Source organism: Streptococcus sp. SO4, from assembly GCF_030440055.1.
In the GTDB taxonomy this organism is placed as follows: Bacteria; Bacillota; Bacilli; order Lactobacillales; family Streptococcaceae; genus Streptococcus; species Streptococcus nidrosiense.
Genome location: NZ_JAQFJI010000002.1, coordinates 91,379 through 108,293, shown reverse-complemented (window position 1 = coordinate 108,293; position 16,915 = coordinate 91,379). Strand labels below are relative to the sequence as shown.

Annotated in this window: 18 protein-coding genes and 1 pseudogene; 14 read left to right on the top strand and 5 right to left on the bottom strand. The window is 39.9% G+C overall.

Features of this window, described 5'->3' with window-relative positions; translation table 11 throughout:
• Positions 1-23 precede the first annotated feature (23 nt).
• The 13 genes and pseudogenes from PCY08_RS01715 to PCY08_RS01655 all read left to right on the top strand — a co-directional run bounded on the left by PCY08_RS01715 (position 24) and on the right by PCY08_RS01655 (position 9,382).
• The gene (locus PCY08_RS01715) at positions 24-1,271 is read left to right on the top strand and encodes a transporter (protein WP_301559227.1); all 1,248 of its coding nucleotides are present in this window, start codon (positions 24-26) and stop codon (positions 1,269-1,271) included.
• 80 nt (positions 1,272-1,351) lie between these two features.
• Positions 1,352-2,641 (top strand): histidine--tRNA ligase, encoded by a 1,290-nt coding sequence (gene hisS / locus PCY08_RS01710; RefSeq protein WP_301559226.1) that lies wholly within the window; start codon positions 1,352-1,354, stop codon positions 2,639-2,641.
• Between the two features lie 96 nt (positions 2,642-2,737).
• Positions 2,738-3,206, top strand: a pseudogene (locus tag PCY08_RS09955) (hypothetical protein).
• 9 nt (positions 3,207-3,215) lie between these two features.
• Positions 3,216-3,422: a helix-turn-helix transcriptional regulator gene (locus tag PCY08_RS01700; RefSeq protein WP_049508780.1), complete on the top strand. Its 207-nt coding sequence runs from the start codon at positions 3,216-3,218 to the stop codon at positions 3,420-3,422.
• Complete coding sequence (locus PCY08_RS01695; protein ID WP_301559225.1) at positions 3,422-3,622, top strand: hypothetical protein; 201 nt, start codon at positions 3,422-3,424, stop codon at positions 3,620-3,622. Before PCY08_RS01700 ends, PCY08_RS01695 begins: the two co-directional genes overlap by 1 nt.
• Positions 3,622-3,825 carry a hypothetical protein gene (locus PCY08_RS01690; RefSeq protein ID WP_301559224.1) on the top strand — a complete coding sequence of 68 codons (204 nt, stop codon included), beginning with the start codon at positions 3,622-3,624 and terminating at the stop codon, positions 3,823-3,825. The genes PCY08_RS01695 and PCY08_RS01690 overlap by 1 nt, the downstream gene beginning before the upstream one ends.
• Positions 3,822-4,172 (top strand): PspC domain-containing protein, encoded by a 351-nt coding sequence (locus tag PCY08_RS01685; RefSeq protein WP_223140307.1) that lies wholly within the window; start codon positions 3,822-3,824, stop codon positions 4,170-4,172. The genes PCY08_RS01690 and PCY08_RS01685 overlap by 4 nt, the downstream gene beginning before the upstream one ends.
• Before the next feature lie 13 nt (positions 4,173-4,185).
• Positions 4,186-4,908: a DUF3169 family protein gene (locus PCY08_RS01680; protein WP_301559223.1), complete on the top strand. Its 723-nt coding sequence runs from the start codon at positions 4,186-4,188 to the stop codon at positions 4,906-4,908.
• 55 nt (positions 4,909-4,963) lie between these two features.
• Positions 4,964-5,677, top strand: a complete 714-nt coding sequence (locus PCY08_RS01675) for a DUF3169 family protein (RefSeq protein ID WP_301559222.1) — start codon at positions 4,964-4,966, stop codon at positions 5,675-5,677.
• Between the two features lie 9 nt (positions 5,678-5,686).
• A complete protein-coding gene (locus tag PCY08_RS01670) occupies positions 5,687-6,328 on the top strand; it encodes a CPBP family intramembrane glutamic endopeptidase (RefSeq protein WP_301559221.1) in 642 nt (213 codons plus the stop codon).
• A gap of 18 nt (positions 6,329-6,346) precedes the next feature.
• A complete protein-coding gene (locus PCY08_RS01665) occupies positions 6,347-6,562 on the top strand; it encodes a hypothetical protein (RefSeq protein WP_060955102.1) in 216 nt (71 codons plus the stop codon).
• Positions 6,563-6,699: 137 nt separating this feature from the next.
• Positions 6,700-8,463, top strand: coding sequence for an aspartate--tRNA ligase (aspS, locus tag PCY08_RS01660; RefSeq protein ID WP_301559220.1), 1,764 nt, complete (start codon positions 6,700-6,702; stop codon positions 8,461-8,463).
• Complete coding sequence (locus PCY08_RS01655) at positions 8,441-9,382, top strand: YitT family protein (protein ID WP_000814911.1); 942 nt, start codon at positions 8,441-8,443, stop codon at positions 9,380-9,382. The genes aspS and PCY08_RS01655 overlap by 23 nt, the downstream gene beginning before the upstream one ends.
• Positions 9,383-9,445: 63 nt before the next feature.
• Here PCY08_RS01655 and PCY08_RS01650 read toward each other — a convergent pair whose 3' ends face one another.
• The 5 genes from PCY08_RS01650 to PCY08_RS01630 form a co-directional block, all read right to left on the bottom strand.
• Positions 9,446-10,432 carry a LacI family DNA-binding transcriptional regulator gene (locus tag PCY08_RS01650; RefSeq protein ID WP_301559219.1) on the bottom strand — a complete coding sequence of 329 codons (987 nt, stop codon included), beginning with the start codon at positions 10,430-10,432 and terminating at the stop codon, positions 9,446-9,448.
• Positions 10,433-10,441: 9 nt separating this feature from the next.
• Positions 10,442-11,242, bottom strand: coding sequence for a DUF1189 domain-containing protein (locus PCY08_RS01645; protein ID WP_301559218.1), 801 nt, complete (start codon positions 11,240-11,242; stop codon positions 10,442-10,444).
• A 204-nt stretch (positions 11,243-11,446) separates the two neighbouring features.
• Complete coding sequence (locus PCY08_RS01640) at positions 11,447-12,289, bottom strand: sugar ABC transporter permease (protein ID WP_045613887.1); 843 nt, start codon at positions 12,287-12,289, stop codon at positions 11,447-11,449.
• A 1-nt stretch (position 12,290) separates the two neighbouring features.
• A complete protein-coding gene (locus PCY08_RS01635; protein ID WP_301559217.1) occupies positions 12,291-13,580 on the bottom strand; it encodes a carbohydrate ABC transporter permease in 1,290 nt (429 codons plus the stop codon).
• Between the two features lie 123 nt (positions 13,581-13,703).
• Positions 13,704-14,972: an extracellular solute-binding protein gene (locus PCY08_RS01630; RefSeq protein WP_301559216.1), complete on the bottom strand. Its 1,269-nt coding sequence runs from the start codon at positions 14,970-14,972 to the stop codon at positions 13,704-13,706.
• A gap of 417 nt (positions 14,973-15,389) precedes the next feature.
• Between PCY08_RS01630 and malQ the strand changes: the two genes are divergently transcribed.
• The gene (gene malQ / locus PCY08_RS01625; RefSeq protein WP_000747308.1) at positions 15,390-16,907 is read left to right on the top strand and encodes a 4-alpha-glucanotransferase; all 1,518 of its coding nucleotides are present in this window, start codon (positions 15,390-15,392) and stop codon (positions 16,905-16,907) included.
• The last annotated feature ends 8 nt before the right edge of the window (positions 16,908-16,915 follow it).

Genomic DNA, 16,915 nt, shown 5'->3' with positions numbered 1-16,915 from the left:
ATGTGAGAAAGAGAGGAATCTATATGAAACTATTACTAAGAAATCAAGCTTACAGAGTTTTGAGTTTATCACGATTTTTCAATGCTTTTGGAGCTTCCATTTTTAATTTAGTGTTTGTGGTCTATGCCTCGACTTTGCCAGAGGCTTCTGTTGCCGTTGCAATGGCGAATGTTGTGATGATGCTTCCAACTCTTTTTACAGTTTTTGTGGGAATTCGGGCAGATTACACGAGGGACAAGGTCAAATGGATGACCTATACCACTTTTTTCCAGGCTTTTCTATTTTTCCTAGCAGCTCTAATTGCTGGCCAAGCTAGTCTCTTTGCTTTTTCTACCCTCTGCTTTATCAATGTTATTAGTGATGTAGCTAGTGATTTCGCGGGTGGCTTGCGAATGCCTCTCGTTAAAGAAAAGGTAGCAGAGCAAGATTTGATGGAGGCTTACTCATTTTCCCAGTTTATTACCTATATTTCTGCTATTGGCGGCCAAGCTTTTGGAGTTTGGCTATTAGGGGTGTCAACACAGAACTTTTCGCTCGTAGCGGGAATCAATGCCATATTTTTCCTAGTGTCAGCTCTCATTCTCTTTTTAGGAAGGGCTGAATTAAGCTTATCAACTCCACTTGTTGATAGTAAATCACTGAAAAATGAGAAACTTTCTATCAAAGATCAATTTTTAACGATTTACCGAAACTTACGTCTCGTTTTTCTTAAAAGTGGACAGAAAAACTTTGGTTTTATGCTCTTTGCTATCTTGATTATCAATGCTTTGGGTGGTGCCTTAGGTGGTATCTATAACATCTTCCTTTTAAATCATTCCTTACTGAATTTTTCCTACAAGGATGCCTTGTTTATCTTACAATTGATTACCTTATTAGCAGTTATCATCAGTAGCCTTACTGGAAATGATTATTTTGGGAAGCAATCTCTGCCTAGATTGATGATGTGGGTTACATTAGGAGCCAGTCTAGTTGGTCTATCTAATTTGTTAAACCAAGTCTTGCTTGGGATGCTTTTCGTCTTTTTTACCATGTATATCTCTGGTAAAATTTCCCCTAAAATTAGTGCTCTGCTCATGAAAAATCTTGCTCCAGAGGTTCTCTCTCGTACCAGTAATTTTTTAGGTTTGTTGTTTACTCTATCTATACCAGTGGGGACGGCCTGTTTTTCACTGGTGGCGGTATGGGATATACAGTTGACTTGGATACTTTTCGTAGGTCTTTCTCTGATAGCTATTCTTCTGACAAGTCTCAATCTCAAAAATGAAATTTAGGTGTTCGTCTTCTTTTCAGACTGTCCCAATCCCTTCATTTATGGTAAAATAGGACTATTAAGTTATAAAGAGGATTCCCTATGAAATTACAAAAGCCAAAAGGAACGCAGGATATTTTACCTGCTGAGTCTGCCAAATGGCAGTACGTTGAAGGATTTGCGCGTGAAATCTTCAAACGCTACAACTATGCAGAAGTACGCACGCCTATTTTTGAGCACTACGAAGTCATCAGTCGTTCGGTTGGAGACACAACTGATATCGTAACCAAGGAAATGTATGACTTTTACGACAAGGGTGACCGTCATATCACTCTCCGTCCAGAAGGAACAGCACCGGTCGTTCGTTCTTATGTAGAAAACAAACTCTTCGCACCAGAAGTCCAAAAACCAAGCAAGTTCTACTACATGGGTCCAATGTTCCGCTATGAGCGCCCACAAGCAGGTCGCTTGCGTCAATTCCACCAGATCGGTGTGGAGTGCTTTGGTTCTAGCAATCCAGCGACAGATGTGGAAACAATCGCTATGGCAGCCCACTTCTTGAAAGCAATCGGTGTTCAAGGTGTGAAACTACATCTTAACACTCTTGGAAATCCTGAAAGTCGTGCGGCTTACCGTCAAGCCTTGATTGACTACTTGACACCTATGAAAGATAGCTTGTCTAAGGATAGCCAACGACGCTTAGAAGAAAATCCTCTTCGTGTCTTGGACTCGAAGGAAAAGGAAGACAAGGTAGCTGTGGAAAATGCGCCATCTATCTTGGATTTCCTTGATGAAGAAAGCCAAGCTCATTTTGATGCTGTGCGTCAAATGTTGGAAAACCTTGGAGTAGATTACATCATCGATACCAATATGGTTCGTGGTTTGGACTACTACAACCACACGATTTTTGAATTCATCACTGAGATTGAGGGCAATGCCTTGACAGTCTGTGCAGGTGGTCGCTACGATGGCTTGGTTGCTTACTTTGGTGGTCCTGAGACTGCTGGATTTGGTTTTGGACTTGGTGTAGAGCGTCTGCTTCTCATCCTTGAAAAGCAAGGTGTGTCTCTCCCTATCGAAAACGCCCTAGATGTCTATATCGCTGTTCTCGGTGAAGGAGCAAATCTTAAAGCCTTGGAGTTGGTACAAGCTCTTCGCCTACAAGGTTTCAAAGCAGAGCGTGATTACCTCAACCGTAAACTCAAAGCGCAATTCAAGTCAGCTGATGTTTTTGCTGCTAAGACTCTTATCACTCTTGGAGAGAGCGAAGTCGAAAGCGGACAAGTGACAGTCAAGAACAACCAAACTCGAGAAGAAGTTCAAGTTTCACTTGAAACAATCAGCCAAAACTTCTCAGAAATCTTTGCAAAATTAGGATTTTATACTCAATGAAAATCAAAGAGCAAACTAGGAAGCTAGCCGCAGACTGTACTTGAGTACGACAAGGTAAAGCTGACGTGGTTTGAATTTGATTTTCGAAGAGTATTAATCACAGATAAACTGGTCAGGATCTTACTCCTGACCTTTTTCTTTTGCAAAATGACAAAAATCCTAAACTTTTTGACAAATATACTTGTCAAAAATAAAAAGATGTGTTACAATGAAATCAAGTTAAAGAAAAGTATAGCAGAAAGGAACGATTATGTGGGCATTGGGATTTGTACCTCTTGTGATTATGTTTTGTATCTACCATTCTCAAAAGGTCAAGAAACTAGGGAATAAAATCAAAAAGTTTGAGCGAAAAGAGAAAGGAAATACAGAAATGTCAAGATTATTAAAAGAAATGATTGGGAGAACGCCGGTCATCGTTGGACAATTATTTGGAACAGATAACTGGGAAGTTGTGGATGTTGATGAGGAATGGATCAAGCTACGACGTGTAGATAAAAAGGGAAAAGAAAAATTCAAACTACAACGCATTGAGGACATCCAAACGATTCAATTTGACGGAGAGTAGGTGTGTAACATGCAACTTAAAAATCGTCTAAAAGAGCTTAGAGCTCGCGATGGTCTCAATCAAACCGAACTGGCCAAACTAGCTGGCGTGTCTAGGCAAACCATCAGTTTGCTGGAACGGGATGAGTACACTCCATCCATCGTCATCGCCCTGAAGATTGCTCAGATCTTCCATGAGCCAGTCGAGTCAGTCTTTCGCTTAGAGGAGGATGAGTGATGAACAAGTATAAAGTGATTTATTATCTATGTATCGTTGTGTTTATCGTTAATCTTTCGGCTATGATTGGAACCCTATTTGGTTGGTTTACGATCGTTGAAAGTAAATATCTCTTCTGGATAAATTTAGTGCTACTATTAGTATTTAGATGGGTAGAGAGAAAGATAAAATTCAAAGAGCTCGTAAAAGGAGAGAAATGATGTTGAGATATAAACTGCTCTATTATGTAGCACTTGTAGCTTTATTGGTGAGCGTGTTTCTAATTATTGGGACAGACTTAGGCTGGTTTAATCTGTATCAAAGTGAGCAATCCTTTTGGATTTACTTTGGCCTCATCCCAGTAGTTGAATGGATTGAAAAGAAATTAAAAAATGTAGAAGTTGTAAGAGGAGAAGAATCATGAAAGAATTTTTAGCAGGTTTTCAAGTAGATACTGAGAACAAAGTACTTGCAGGTGTCTGTGCAGGTTTAGGAAACTATTTTAACATCCAAACCAACATCGTTCGTTTGGTGACGCTCTTCTTGTTTCTCTCTTCGACGGAGATTGGGATTATAACAGTGGCTCTCTATGCTTATCTAGCAGGTTGGCTAGGTAAAGAGCCATTAGGAGATGGAGCGAAAAAAGCAAGAAACCAAGCTATTCTCTTATTTGTTGTTTGTTTGCTTTTGGTGTCGCTTGGAGCAGAAGGTTTGACAGCTATTTTTGAATCAGGTAAAGCCTTTGGTCAGTGGTTGGCTGGTTTAGTTTAGAGGGAGGATGAATATGAAAAAGAAACGAGTGCTATATTTCTTATTATTGTTTATATCAGTATTTATTACAGGTATGTTTATGGGACGTGCTTTGGCAATGGGAGTCAGTTTCAATCTAACAGATTTGATTCCTTGGTTTTCTGGCTCTAGTTTATTATTGGCATTGATTAGTATCCTTTTGGCTTTCAATTTCCTAAAGAAAAGTAGGGAATTTCACTCCTTGTATCAAGAGGAAATGGATGATAATCTGAATGAAACCTATTATGTGCAAATGTATCGAAATCTTGAGTTTGGAACAATTGCTTCTAACATAGTTTCAGTTACGACTTTGTTAGCATTTTTTATATCGGCGACTGAAGTGCTTATACTTGGTAATAGTTATCTAACTTTAGCACTCTCTTTTCTAGGGTTGATGTTGCTATTTGTTGTTCAAAAACATCTTTTGAAGACAATTTCTATTGTTCGTCAGTTTGATTTGGTATTTTTCTCCATGCCAAAGGATGTGTTAGATTATGTCAATTCTTACGATGAAGGAGAGCGACAAGCTAATTTGGAACAGAGTTTTCGGATTTTATTTCAATTAAACCAATATATTTTACAAGGTTTGTATATTTTTATTACTATCGTTTCTGTGCTTACAAGAGAAATTCAGTTATTAGCTCTTTTAGCCGTAGCGGTAGTCCATATTTATATCAATGTAATGCAAATACCTATGGTGAAACGTTATTTCAAATAGGAACAATCACTGAAACTACTAAAAGTTATTAGTTGGTTTAGATAGGGGCCAGAAAATGAATAATAATCGTAGATGGTGGAGAGTGGGAGTGTGTATGTTAAGTGCTTTTGTAGGAGTCTTTGCTTACACTCTTAGAGGTATAGTTGAACAGATTCAAATGTCACAAGTCTTACCTACTATTTATGGACTTGCTCTCGTTATTGGAGGACTTTCCTTCATCTTAGCCATGTATTATCTTGGTAAGAGTCGAGAAGTTTATACTCTTTATCAAAGGGGGACAGAGGAAGAAGATAGTGATCAGACTTATGTAAGAGCCTATCGTTACTTGGATTATGGTTCGGTTTCTTCCAATGTTTTGATGATAGCAATGATGACCAGTGGGATTATACTGATTTCTCCGATATTTAAGAATACCTTGCTAATTCTTCCAGCTCTTATTCTATTATGCTTATACATTATTGTTGCCAATTACTTGTTGCGAACTATTTTTATCGTTCGACACTATAAACTGTCTGCTTATTACACTCCAAAAGATATTTTAGATTATCTTAACAGTTATGATGAGGGAGAAAAGCAGGCAGAGATGGAGAGTGCCTTTTTAACTCTGTTTAGGCTGGATCAAATTTTACTGCCATCACTCTATTTTTTATTGATAGTATTATCAGTTGTTTTACGAGAAATACAAGTGGTTGCCTTAGTTCTTTTAGTTGTCATCCATATCTATATCAATGTTGCACATTTACGAAAAACAAAACGTTATTTTAAATAGGAGAATCTTATGAAAACACTTCAAAATATCGGTTGGTATAGTCTTACTTTCTTATCATTTATTATGGTCTATAGTTTTATTCAGGGCGTAGGCTTAGAAGCTATGAAAATGGGTGCGCCTGAATATGTTGCTGTCCCAATTTATGTCTTATTGGCAGGAATTTTCACCTTCGTTACCTATAAGTGGTATAAGACAGGAACCGTTACGATTGAAAATACAGCCCTTAACAAATATATCTGGTTGCCTGCCTTGGTATTGGTTCTTGTCATAGTTGCACAAAATTTCTTACCAAATGATCCATCAGTCAATCAACAGATGTTAGAACAAATGACTCATAATCAACCTCTCTTCTCTTTCTTTATGATAGTTGTTTTTGCGCCTCTGACAGAAGAGTTAACCTTTAGAGGTATGTTAGCTCGCTATGTCTTTCCTCAACAGGATAACATCAAGCAGACAGCTCTCTTTCTTATTGTAAGTACGATCATTTTTGCACTTGTTCATTTCCCTGGCACTCCTCAACAATTCCTAGTGTATGGTTCCCTAGGTTTGAGCTTGGGCTTAGCTTATGTCAGCAAAGGTGGTTTGGCATATAGCATTGCTTTACATGCTTTAAATAATTTAATCGGATTTTTAATGATTCTCATGCTATAATAGACTCAGGAGGAAGTCATGAAACGAGTGATATTATTAGCAGTAATTCAGGCAGTTGTACTCTTCTTTATTATTGGAGCGCTTGCCTATGCTTTTAAAGGGGATTTCTTTTATAACCATCTAGCAGTTATCTTTGCACCAATCGCAGGTATTATGCGATTTGCGACAGCCTATGCAACGGAGATTGTTCTCCCTAAAAAGGCTGCAGAGATTGCTGAAAAGCGTAAAAAATAAAGAAAACCTAAATCCAGCGAATGACTTTGCTGGATTTTTTCATTTATAAGAGGAAACTCTCAACTTTTCTGATGATTTTCATGAAGAGCCTGCGCTTTTATGGTAAAATAGTAACAGAATATAAGAGGAGAGAAAACATGAAACGTAGTATGTATGCTGGTCGTGTTCGTGAGGAGCACATCGGACAAGAAATTACCTTGAAAGGCTGGGTTGCCCGTCGTCGTGACCTTGGTGGTTTGATCTTTATCGATCTTCGTGACCGTGAAGGAATCATGCAGTTGGTTATCAACCCAGAAAAAGTATCTGCAGAGGTGATGGCAACAGCTGAAAGCCTTCGTAGTGAATTTGTCATCGAGGTGACTGGTCAAGTTGCTGCACGTGAGCAGGCCAATGACAAGTTGGCGACTGGAGCAGTTGAACTGAATGTAACAGCTCTTACTGTACTTAATACAGCCAAAACAACACCATTTGAAATCAAGGATGGCATTGAAGCAAACGATGATACACGTCTACGTTACCGTTACCTTGACCTTCGTCGTCCAGAAATGTTGGAAAACCTTAAACTTCGTGCCAAGGTAACACATTCTATCCGTAACTACTTGGATGAGTTGGAATTTATCGATGTGGAAACACCATTCCTTTCTAAATCAACGCCAGAAGGGGCGCGTGACTATTTGGTGCCATCTCGTGTTAATAAAGGGCATTTCTATGCTCTTCCTCAAAGTCCGCAGATTACAAAACAGTTGTTGATGAATGCGGGATTTGACCGTTACTACCAAATCGTCAAGTGCTTCCGTGACGAAGATTTGCGTGGTGACCGCCAACCTGAATTTACCCAGGTCGACTTGGAAACTTCATTCTTGACTGAGCAAGAAATCCAAGACATCACAGAAGGCTTGATTGCGCGTGTGATGAAGGAAACAAAAGGCATCGAAGTAACACTGCCATTCCCTCGAATGAAGTATGATGATGCCATGGCTCTTTATGGTTCTGACAAGCCTGATACTCGTTTTGAAATGTTGCTTCAAGACTTGACAGATCTTGTCAAGGGTGTAGATTTCAAAGTCTTCTCAGAAGCTCCTGCGGTTAAAGCCATTGTAGTTAAAGGCGCAGCAGACAACTACTCTCGTAAAGATATTGACAAGATGACAGAGGTAGCCAAGCAGTATGGGGCTAAAGGTCTGGCTTGGGTCAAGGTTGTTGACGGTGAATTAAATGGTCCAGTTGCTAAATTCTTGACTGGCGTTCAGGCAGATTTGACAACAGCACTTGGTCTTGAAGATAAGGACTTGGTTCTCTTTGTAGCAGATACGCTTGAAGTAGCTAATGCAACTCTTGGTGCCCTTCGTGGACGTATTGCGAAGGAACTAGGCTTGATCGATAATGACAAATTCAACTTCCTCTGGGTTGTTGACTGGCCAATGTTTGAATGGTCAGAAGAAGAAGGGCGTTATATGAGTGCCCACCATCCATTTACCCTTCCTCAAGCAGAAACTGCTCATGAGCTTGAAGGTGATTTGGCTAAGGTTCGTGCCATTGCTTATGATATCGTCTTGAATGGTTATGAACTTGGTGGTGGTAGTCTTCGTATCAACCAAAAAGAACTTCAAGAACGTATGTTCAAAGCTCTTGGTTTCTCAGCTGAAGAAGCAAATGACCAGTTTGGTTTCCTTTTGGAAGCTATGGACTATGGTTTCCCACCACACGGTGGTTTGGCTATCGGTCTTGACCGTTTTGTCATGTTGCTCGCTGGAGAAGAAAATATCCGCGAAGTCATCGCCTTTCCTAAGAACAATAAGGCAACTGACCCAATGACGCAAGCACCATCAACAGTAGCTCTTAAACAACTAGAGGAACTTAATCTACAAGTAGAACAAGATGAAACAAACGAAACTAACTAAAAAGTGGTACCATTATCTTCGCCGCTTTGCTTATCGAGTAAAGATTTTGCGTGTTTTACAAAGTATTTCTCGAGAAAAATACGATGAAAAAATCTCAGCTTCTCTGGTATATGGTTTTCTATCAGCAGTAGCCGTCAATTTCTTTTTCCAACCAGGGCACGTTTATTCAAGTGGTGCGACAGGTTTGGCCCAGATTATATCTGCCCTTAGTAACCACTGGTTTGGTTTTCATTTCCCGATATCGGTAGCCTTTTATGCCATCAATATTCCTCTCATGATTTTGGCTTGGTATCAAATTGGGCATAAGTTCACGATTTTTACCTTTATCACGGTATCCATGAGCTCGCTCTTTATCCAGTTTGTGCCTGTGGTGGTCTTAACAGAGGATCCAATCATTAATGCCCTTTTTGGGGGTGTTGTCATGGGACTGGGGATCGGATTTGCTTTACGTCATAACATCTCCAGTGGTGGAACAGATATTGTCAGCCTAACCATTCGTAAGAAGACTGGTCGTAACGTCGGAAGTATCTCTTTCTTGGTCAATGGCACAATCATGTTGATTGCAGGAGTGACCTTTGGTTGGAAATATGCCCTTTATTCCATGATTACCATCTTTGTATCAAGTCGTGTGACAGATGCAGTTTTCACCAAGCAAAAACGCATGCAGGCTATGATTGTCACTAGCAATCCAGATGCCGTCATTGAGAAGATCCATAATAAATTGCATCGTGGAGCAACTATGATTCATGATGCTGAAGGAACCTATAACCACGAACGTAAGGCTGTTTTGATTACGGTTATCACTCGTGCAGAGTTCAATGATTTTAAACTGATCATGAAGCAAGTTGATCCAACAGCCTTTGTTTCTGTTTCAGAAAACGTTCATATCCTAGGCCGATTTGTCGAAGTCGAAAACTAATCAATTATAAAAATAGATTACAAAAAACCAACTCTAAGCAAAAGATGTTAGAGTTGGTTTTTCTTATTTTTCAATGATTTCATGTGCAATCACTTGACGATAGCAGATTTGACGATTTTCTTTGACATCATTGATGATTTGAAGAATCGTCTCAAACGAAGTGCGACCAAGAGCAAGACTATTAATATTGACATAGGCCGCTAGGTTTAATCTTGGATTAACAGAGTCAAAGCTGAGAACAGGGACATTAAGCTGATGTTCGTTGAGGTAGTTACAAACACCTTCAGCTAAGAGGCTATCTGTTGTGATAACAGCATCGGTTTTTGGATCGTATTCAAAAAGTTGTTTGCTAAATTTATAGCCCTTTTCTTCAAGGAATTCATCTGCAAAGAAGGTACGATGACTATCAAGAGATAGTTTGTGTTCTTGAAGGGCTTGCTCGTAACCTCTTAGACGATCCTGCGTAACGTAGAGTTTCTTGGCACCACCGATGAAAGCAATGCGGCTGCATCCTTTTTTAATGAAGTATTCGGCTGCATCAAAACCAGCTTGAATATTATCGTTGTCAACAAGTGGAATAAAAGGTGATAGTGATTTCCCAAGGATGAGGAAGGGAAATTGTTCTTCAGTAACGAGTTTAACTAAGGGGTCATTTTCTTGGGCATACAAGAAGATAAGACCGTCTACACGCTTTCCATAGACCATCTGTGAAATTGCATTTAAGCGCTCTTTTTCGTCTTTTCCAGTTGCAATCTGGATAGCATAGTGATTTTCTGAAGCAACTTGTGCAATCCCTCTAAGGACAGAAGGGAAGAAAGGATTTTGATAGAAAACGTCTGAATCATCTGGAAGAACCAAGCCGATAACCTGCGTATAACTACTAACCAGGCTTCGGGCATTGAGGTTAGGGTGGTAGTTGAGTTCCTTCATAGCCTTTCGAACTCGTTTTTTAGTTTCATCGCTAATGGTTGATTTGTTTTGAATAACACGGGTTACGGTTGAGGGTGAGACCCCTGCAGCCTTGGCCACGTCTTTAATCGTAACAGGCATAATAATCTCCTACTTATGGTAGTCTGGATCACGAAAATGCGTTTTGTAAAAGATAGTGACCAGGTATAGAACAAATAAAATGTTTTGAACAGTAATTAAAGTTGCCATGTTTTGCCCCAAGAGACCGAGAATCATGGCAAGTAAGGTTGGTAATCCTAAACAGTTCAAAATGAAATGATAGCACTCTTTATAGCTTTTAAATGAAAAGAGACGTGATTTTTTCGTAAAGTAGAGCAAGAGGCTAGAACCTAGAGCAACGATGAAAAAATTAAGTCCGAAGAGAAAGCTAGAACCTAACACAAGAAAGAGACTAACATAGATACGATTCTGTTGATACCAGTCTTTAGAAATGGCTTGCGTTAAGCTTTCCTTGCTTTGGAAACTATCGGTCGTGATCGCATGATAGCGAATGCTAGTCAATTCTTTTCCTTGCTTACTGATGACGAGTTGCTCAGGTTCAAAGTTAAGAAGTAATTCCTCAGGAAAGTTTGAACTAGAAGAGTCTCCGATTTGAACAGAAGCTAGATGAGGAGTTGAACCAGTATAGCTCAGCTTCCCATCATTAATCTGAGTATTTGCAGCTAAATCTTGTACGACATCGTCCGTCAGAGGAGCGTAGACATCATCGATGAAGGTTTCTAAAGGATAGGTGTCCTGAGAGCTGTTCTGGATGGCAATAGGAACCATAGACAAGCTAATCAAGAAAATACTGGTAAAAATCAGTTGAAACCAGTTTAGACCGAAACGATGAGAGAGGGGCTTACGGAATCCCCAAATACTATTAAAATAAGAAAATGGATATGGTAACATAAATCTCTTTCTATAGGCATTTTTCTATACGAGTATTATATAGAGAAATGTGTTTTATTTCAAGCAGGGGATACGAATCCTTGTTGAAAGTAGATTATTAATAAAATTTATCAACTAACAATGAGGGTATTCTCAATAATCTCTTGATTCTCATCAGACTATATCAGCATTAGTTCAAAAATGAAAAAGGGTGGCGGGGGTATATTACCCCTTGTCGCCACCGCTTGTAAGTCCTGAAACGAAGTTCTTTTGCAAGAAGAAAAAGAGTGTACAGATTGGAAGAGCGATGAGGATAGCACCTGCTGAGAAGTAGGCAATCTTCAAGTTCTTCGCATTGTTGACGAAGGTTTGGAGACCAACGGCAACTGTAAAGTATTCTTTCTCACGAAGCAAGAAACTAGAGAGGATGTAGTCTCCGAAAGGTCCCATGAAGGCCCAGAGTGCTTGTACCGCAACCATTGGGCGAACGAGCGGGAGAACGATTTGCCAGAAGCGGCGGAAGTGTCCTGCACCATCCAGTTTTGCAGATTCATCGAGAGACATTGGCACGGTGTCAAAGTAACCTTTCATCAACCAAGCGTTCATAGGGATACCACCACCGACATATAGGAAGATGAGGAACCAGCTATGGTTAAGGGCATTTAACATGAGGGCCATAACGAAGAAGGCAGTCAAAGCGGCCATTGTTGGCACCATTTGGATAATCAAGAAGAAGACCAAACTTTGTTTACGAGCCAAGAAATTGTAACGGCTGTAGGCATAACCAGCAAGCACGATAATACTTGTCTGAACGACCATAGTGATCAAAGCGATGATCAAAGTATTAAGGTACCATGTCCCGTACAAGGTTTCTGTAAAGAGCCCTTTGAAGTTATCAAGACTAAAGTTGACATTGCTGTCGAGTTTAAAGGCCACAACGTTACCAGCCTTGAAGGCAGACATAATCGTGATTAAAAGAGGATAGATAATGACGATTGAAAGCCCGATCAAGTAGAGGTAAGTGAGGGTTTGAGTCAGTCTACGTTTTAGTTTGATTGAGTTATTCATCTTAGACGTCCTCCATATCAAATGCGTGTAGTTTCTTGAAGGCAATCATAGAAATAGAGATGACAATGATTGAAATAATCAAGGTAACGGCAGCTGCCATAGAGTATTGTGGAGCCGTACCGGTTGTCAAACGGTAAATCCATGAGATCAAGATATCGGTTGAACCAGCTCCACCACCGACACTACCAGGGCCACCACCATTGAAGAGGTACATGATAGAGAAGTTGTTGAAGTTGAAGGTGTATTGACTAATCAAAGTAGGTGCCGCAACTGCCAAAATCATTGGGAAAGTGATGCTGCGGAATTTTTGCCAAGCGTTTGCACCGTCGATATAAGCTGCTTCATACAAGTCGTTTGGAATAGACTGTAGGATACCGAGAGTTAGGACATAGATATAAGGGAATCCAAGCCAACCTTGCATCATAATCAAGGCGATTTTAGTCCAAGTTGGATTTGTCTTCCAAGGGATGAGAACGCCATCTAAGAAAGGAAGAACCTTAGCAAAAAGTGGCAAAACTTGAGTGTTGATAGCTCCGACACTATCGTTGAACATATTTGAGAATGTCAAGATAGTGATGAAGGCTGGGACAGCCCAAGGTAGAAGGAAGATAACACCAAAGATACGTTTTCCTTTGATGAATGGTTGGTTAGCAATAATAGCTGTAAAGATACCGAGTACAATTTGCAAAGTAGATGCAGACAAAGCCCAGATAATAGTCCAAGAAAGAACAGAACCGAAGGCTGAACGGAAGGTACTCAAGCTCCAGATATTTGTGAAGTTAGTCAATCCAACCCAGTCCAACAATTTATTAGGTGGTAAATGTTGGAAATCATAGTTAGTAAAGGCAATCATCAAGGTTACAATAACTGGGAAGATGATGGCAAATGTCATGGCAACGTAAGATGGGATAATGAGCAAGTATGGGAATCCATTTTCATAGATACCTTTAATCATATCCTTAAGTGTCAATGGGACAGGGATGCCATTATTGATACGTTTTGCAATCGTATGAGCGTCTTTAATATTGAAAAGATAGAATGCTAGATAAACAATTACAAAGATAGAGTGAAATGCACCACGAATCAACATGAAGAGAGAGTTATCACGACCAGGTTTTTCACCAAGAGTGATCAAGTTGCTCAATTCAGGTGCTGCAAGTGCAATAAAATAGAGGACAAAAACTACTGTTACAGCAAGGAAGATAAAACCTTTAGCTTTTTGTTTGTTATAGATTTGCCCCAACCCAGGAATCAATGAAAGCAAGGCTGCTTTTTTGGGTTGTTGTTCCATGAGTGCTCCTTTCCTAAGATACGAGCGTTGAACTCGATGCTAATCAGCAAAGTTACTGAAAACATTGTCAGTATATCTAAAAATCAAGGGAGATGTTTAAATTATCTCCCTTGAAGCAATCAATTAGTTACCAAATTTTTGTTGGATTGTTTCTTTGATCAATGTTACAGCATCATTAGCAGCTGTTTTAGCATCTTTCTTACCGCTTACAGCGTCAAAGAGCATTGTTTTAGCTGGGTCCCAAACTGTTGACATTTGAGAGATGTTTGGCATTGGTTGAGCGTTCTTGAACTGTTCGATAACGGCAGTTGTCAACTCATCTTTTTTACCTTCTGCGTAAGCACGAGCTTCAGTGTTCGCTGGGATTTCGTTAGTAGCATCGTAGAATGCTTTTTGTTGTTCAGTTGAAACAAGGAAGTCTACAAATTTTTGAGCCCCTTCAAGGTTTTTAGTGCTTGATGGGATGATCCAAGCTTTACCACCACCAAAGGCTGCGTAGTTTTTACCGTTTGGAAGAGTTGGGATAGTTGCAACACCGTAGTTTACTTTAGCGTCTTTGAATGCTTGAGCTTTCCAAGGACCGTCGATGATTGCAGCTGTTTTACCTTCTTGGAATTGAGTTTGGATCAAGTTTGCAGCACCTTCAGTGTCTTGCATACCTTTAGGCCATTTATCGTACCAAGTCTTAGCGTAGTTGATACCTGCGATAGCACCATCGTTTGCAAGACCGATATCTTTAGGATTTTTACCGTTGTCACCAAATACGTAAGCGCCGTTACCAGCAAGAAGTCCGTATGCGTAGTAGAAGTTAGTCCAGTCAGCTAGGAAAGCAGTAGTTTTTCCGTCTTCACCAGCGAAGGCATATTTGCTATCTTTAGCAAGTTCTTCTAGGTCAGCAAATGTCTTAGGAGCTTCTTTCACTAAGTCTTTGTTGTAGTACATAACAAGTGACTCGATAACAGCTGGAGCACCATAAACTTTACCACCAACAGTTACAAGAGATTTAGTAGTATCGTCTGTTTTAGCACCGTCACTCAAAGTTACTTCTGAAAGTTGTCCGTCAGTACCAAGGCTACCTACACGGTCGTATGGTGCCATCATGACGTCAGCAGCTTTACCTGATTGGTTATCAAGTGAAAGGTTGTCAAGTCCACCTAATTGGTCACCTGTTTTAATAGTAACTTTTACACCCGCTTCTTTTTCGTAAGCTGCAGCAGCTGATTCTGCGAAAGCTTTATATTGGTCTTCAACATAGAAAGTGATTTCTTGGCTTCCTGATGCAGAAGAGTCAGCAGCTTTATCAGAAGTTTTGCTTCCGCAAGCTACCAAAAGTAAGCTAGCAAGAGTAGCAGTACCAAGTACAGCTGCGCTCTTCATGAATTTAGTTGACATAGTGTATTCCTCCTAAAGAATAACAAATTTTAATTTCGAGGAAACGCAAACGTTTTCCCTTATGACCATAGTATAGCACAAACAGAAAACGGTTGCAAGCGTTTTTTTGAAAAAATTTTAAAAAGCTTGTTGCTGGCTAATTCCTAAAATTGTTTGTATAATAGAAGAGAAAGATGTAATCGTGTAAATTTCGATTCAAAAATAATTGAAGGGAAACGATTGCATGAATAAGCTGAAGGTTGAAAGGATTTTAAAAATAAGAATATAGTAACTTAAAAGTTTATCAATAAAAAATAAATCATAAAAGTTTTTTAAAAACGCTTGCATTTCTTTTTGAAATGGGTTATACTTTACTTAGCGCAAACGTTTGCGCACAAATTTGAAACAATTAATTAAAAAAACACTTGAGGTGCTATTATGAAAAAACGTCAAAGTGGTGTGTTGATGCACATCTCATCACTTCCAGGAGCTTACGGAATCGGATCATTTGGTCAAAGCGCCTATGATTTCGTTGACTTCTTGGTTCGTACCAAACAACGTTACTGGCAAATCCTTCCTTTAGGAACAACAAGCTACGGAGATTCTCCTTATCAATCTTTCTCAGCCTTTGCTGGGAACACTCATTTTATCGATCTTGATATTTTGGTAGAGCAAGGCTTGTTAGAAGCAAGTGATCTTGAGGGAGTAGACTTCGGTAGCAATCCAACTGAAGTTGATTACGCTAAGATTTATTACGCACGTCGTCCTCTTCTTGAAAAAGCAGTCAAACGTTTCCTTGAAGTTGGGGATGTCCAAGATTTTGAAAAATTTGCTCAAGAGAACCAATCATGGCTTGAACTTTTTGCAGAGTATATGGCTATCAAAGAGCATTTTGATAATCTCGCTTGGACAGAGTGGCCAGATGCAGATATTCGTGCGCGTAAAGCTTCAGCTCTGGAAAGCTACCGTGAACAATTGGCAGACAAACTTGTTTACCACCGCGTAACCCAATATCTCTTCTTCCAACAATGGTTGAAATTGAAAGCATACGCTAACGAAAACCACATCGAGATTGTGGGGGATATGCCAATCTATGTTGCTGAAGATTCAAGCGATATGTGGGCAAATCCACACCTCTTTAAAACAGATGAAAATGGGAAAGCAACTTGCATCGCAGGATGCCCACCAGATGAGTTTTCTGCGACTGGTCAGCTTTGGGGGAACCCAATCTATGACTGGGAAGCAATGGATAAAGATGGTTACAAATGGTGGATTGAACGCTTGCGTGAAAGCTTCAAAATCTACGATATTGTGCGTATCGACCACTTCCGTGGATTTGAGTCTTACTGGGAAATCCCTGCGGGTTCTGAAACAGCGGCACCTGGTAAATGGGTGAAAGGACCTGACTACAAACTCTTTGCAGCGGTTAAAGAAGAACTTGGTGACTTGAACATCATCGCTGAAGACCTTGGTTTCATGACTGATGAAGTCATCGAGCTTCGTGAGCGCACTGGATTCCCAGGAATGAAAGTCCTTCAATTTGCTTTCAATCCAGAACACGAAAGTATCGACAGCCCACACTTGGCACCAGCAAACTCAGTTATGTACACTGGAACACACGATAACAACACTGTTCTTGGTTGGTACCGTGATGAGATTGATGATCCAACTCGTGAGTACATGGCTCGTTACACAAACCGTAAAGAGTACGAAACAGTGGTGCATGCTATGCTTCGTACAGCTTTCGCATCAGTAAGTTTCATGACGATTGCTACTATGCAAGATTTGCTAGAATTGGATGGTTCAGCTCGTATGAACTTCCCATCTACTCTTGGTGGAAACTGGTCATGGCGTATGACAGAGGAACAATTGACTCCTGCTGTTGAAGAAACTTTGCTTGACTTGACTACAATTTATCGCCGTATCAATGAAAATTTGGTAGAATTAAAGAAATAAGACATTAT

What these genes read in the sequence shown, in the direction of transcription:
- PCY08_RS01690 (WP_301559224.1), top strand. Translation starts at nt 3,622, where the DNA reads ATGTTGAGATATAAACTGCTCTATTATGTAGCACTTGTAGCTTTATTG.
- PCY08_RS01695 (WP_301559225.1), top strand. Translation starts at nt 3,422, where the DNA reads ATGAACAAGTATAAAGTGATTTATTATCTATGTATCGTTGTGTTTATC.
- PCY08_RS01715 (WP_301559227.1), top strand. Translation starts at nt 24, where the DNA reads ATGAAACTATTACTAAGAAATCAAGCTTACAGAGTTTTGAGTTTATCA.
- PCY08_RS01700 (WP_049508780.1), top strand. Translation starts at nt 3,216, where the DNA reads ATGCAACTTAAAAATCGTCTAAAAGAGCTTAGAGCTCGCGATGGTCTC.
- aspS (WP_301559220.1), top strand. Translation starts at nt 6,700, where the DNA reads ATGAAACGTAGTATGTATGCTGGTCGTGTTCGTGAGGAGCACATCGGA.
- PCY08_RS01645 (WP_301559218.1), bottom strand. Translation starts at nt 11,242, where the DNA reads ATGTTACCATATCCATTTTCTTATTTTAATAGTATTTGGGGATTCCGT.
- PCY08_RS01630 (WP_301559216.1), bottom strand. Translation starts at nt 14,972, where the DNA reads ATGTCAACTAAATTCATGAAGAGCGCAGCTGTACTTGGTACTGCTACT.
- PCY08_RS01685 (WP_223140307.1), top strand. Translation starts at nt 3,822, where the DNA reads ATGAAAGAATTTTTAGCAGGTTTTCAAGTAGATACTGAGAACAAAGTA.
- PCY08_RS01680 (WP_301559223.1), top strand. Translation starts at nt 4,186, where the DNA reads ATGAAAAAGAAACGAGTGCTATATTTCTTATTATTGTTTATATCAGTA.
- PCY08_RS01665 (WP_060955102.1), top strand. Translation starts at nt 6,347, where the DNA reads ATGAAACGAGTGATATTATTAGCAGTAATTCAGGCAGTTGTACTCTTC.
- PCY08_RS01670 (WP_301559221.1), top strand. Translation starts at nt 5,687, where the DNA reads ATGAAAACACTTCAAAATATCGGTTGGTATAGTCTTACTTTCTTATCA.
- hisS (WP_301559226.1), top strand. Translation starts at nt 1,352, where the DNA reads ATGAAATTACAAAAGCCAAAAGGAACGCAGGATATTTTACCTGCTGAG.
- PCY08_RS01640 (WP_045613887.1), bottom strand. Translation starts at nt 12,289, where the DNA reads ATGAATAACTCAATCAAACTAAAACGTAGACTGACTCAAACCCTCACT.
- PCY08_RS01635 (WP_301559217.1), bottom strand. Translation starts at nt 13,580, where the DNA reads ATGGAACAACAACCCAAAAAAGCAGCCTTGCTTTCATTGATTCCTGGG.
- PCY08_RS01675 (WP_301559222.1), top strand. Translation starts at nt 4,964, where the DNA reads ATGAATAATAATCGTAGATGGTGGAGAGTGGGAGTGTGTATGTTAAGT.
- malQ (WP_000747308.1), top strand. Translation starts at nt 15,390, where the DNA reads ATGAAAAAACGTCAAAGTGGTGTGTTGATGCACATCTCATCACTTCCA.
- PCY08_RS01655 (WP_000814911.1), top strand. Translation starts at nt 8,441, where the DNA reads ATGAAACAAACGAAACTAACTAAAAAGTGGTACCATTATCTTCGCCGC.
- PCY08_RS01650 (WP_301559219.1), bottom strand. Translation starts at nt 10,432, where the DNA reads ATGCCTGTTACGATTAAAGACGTGGCCAAGGCTGCAGGGGTCTCACCC.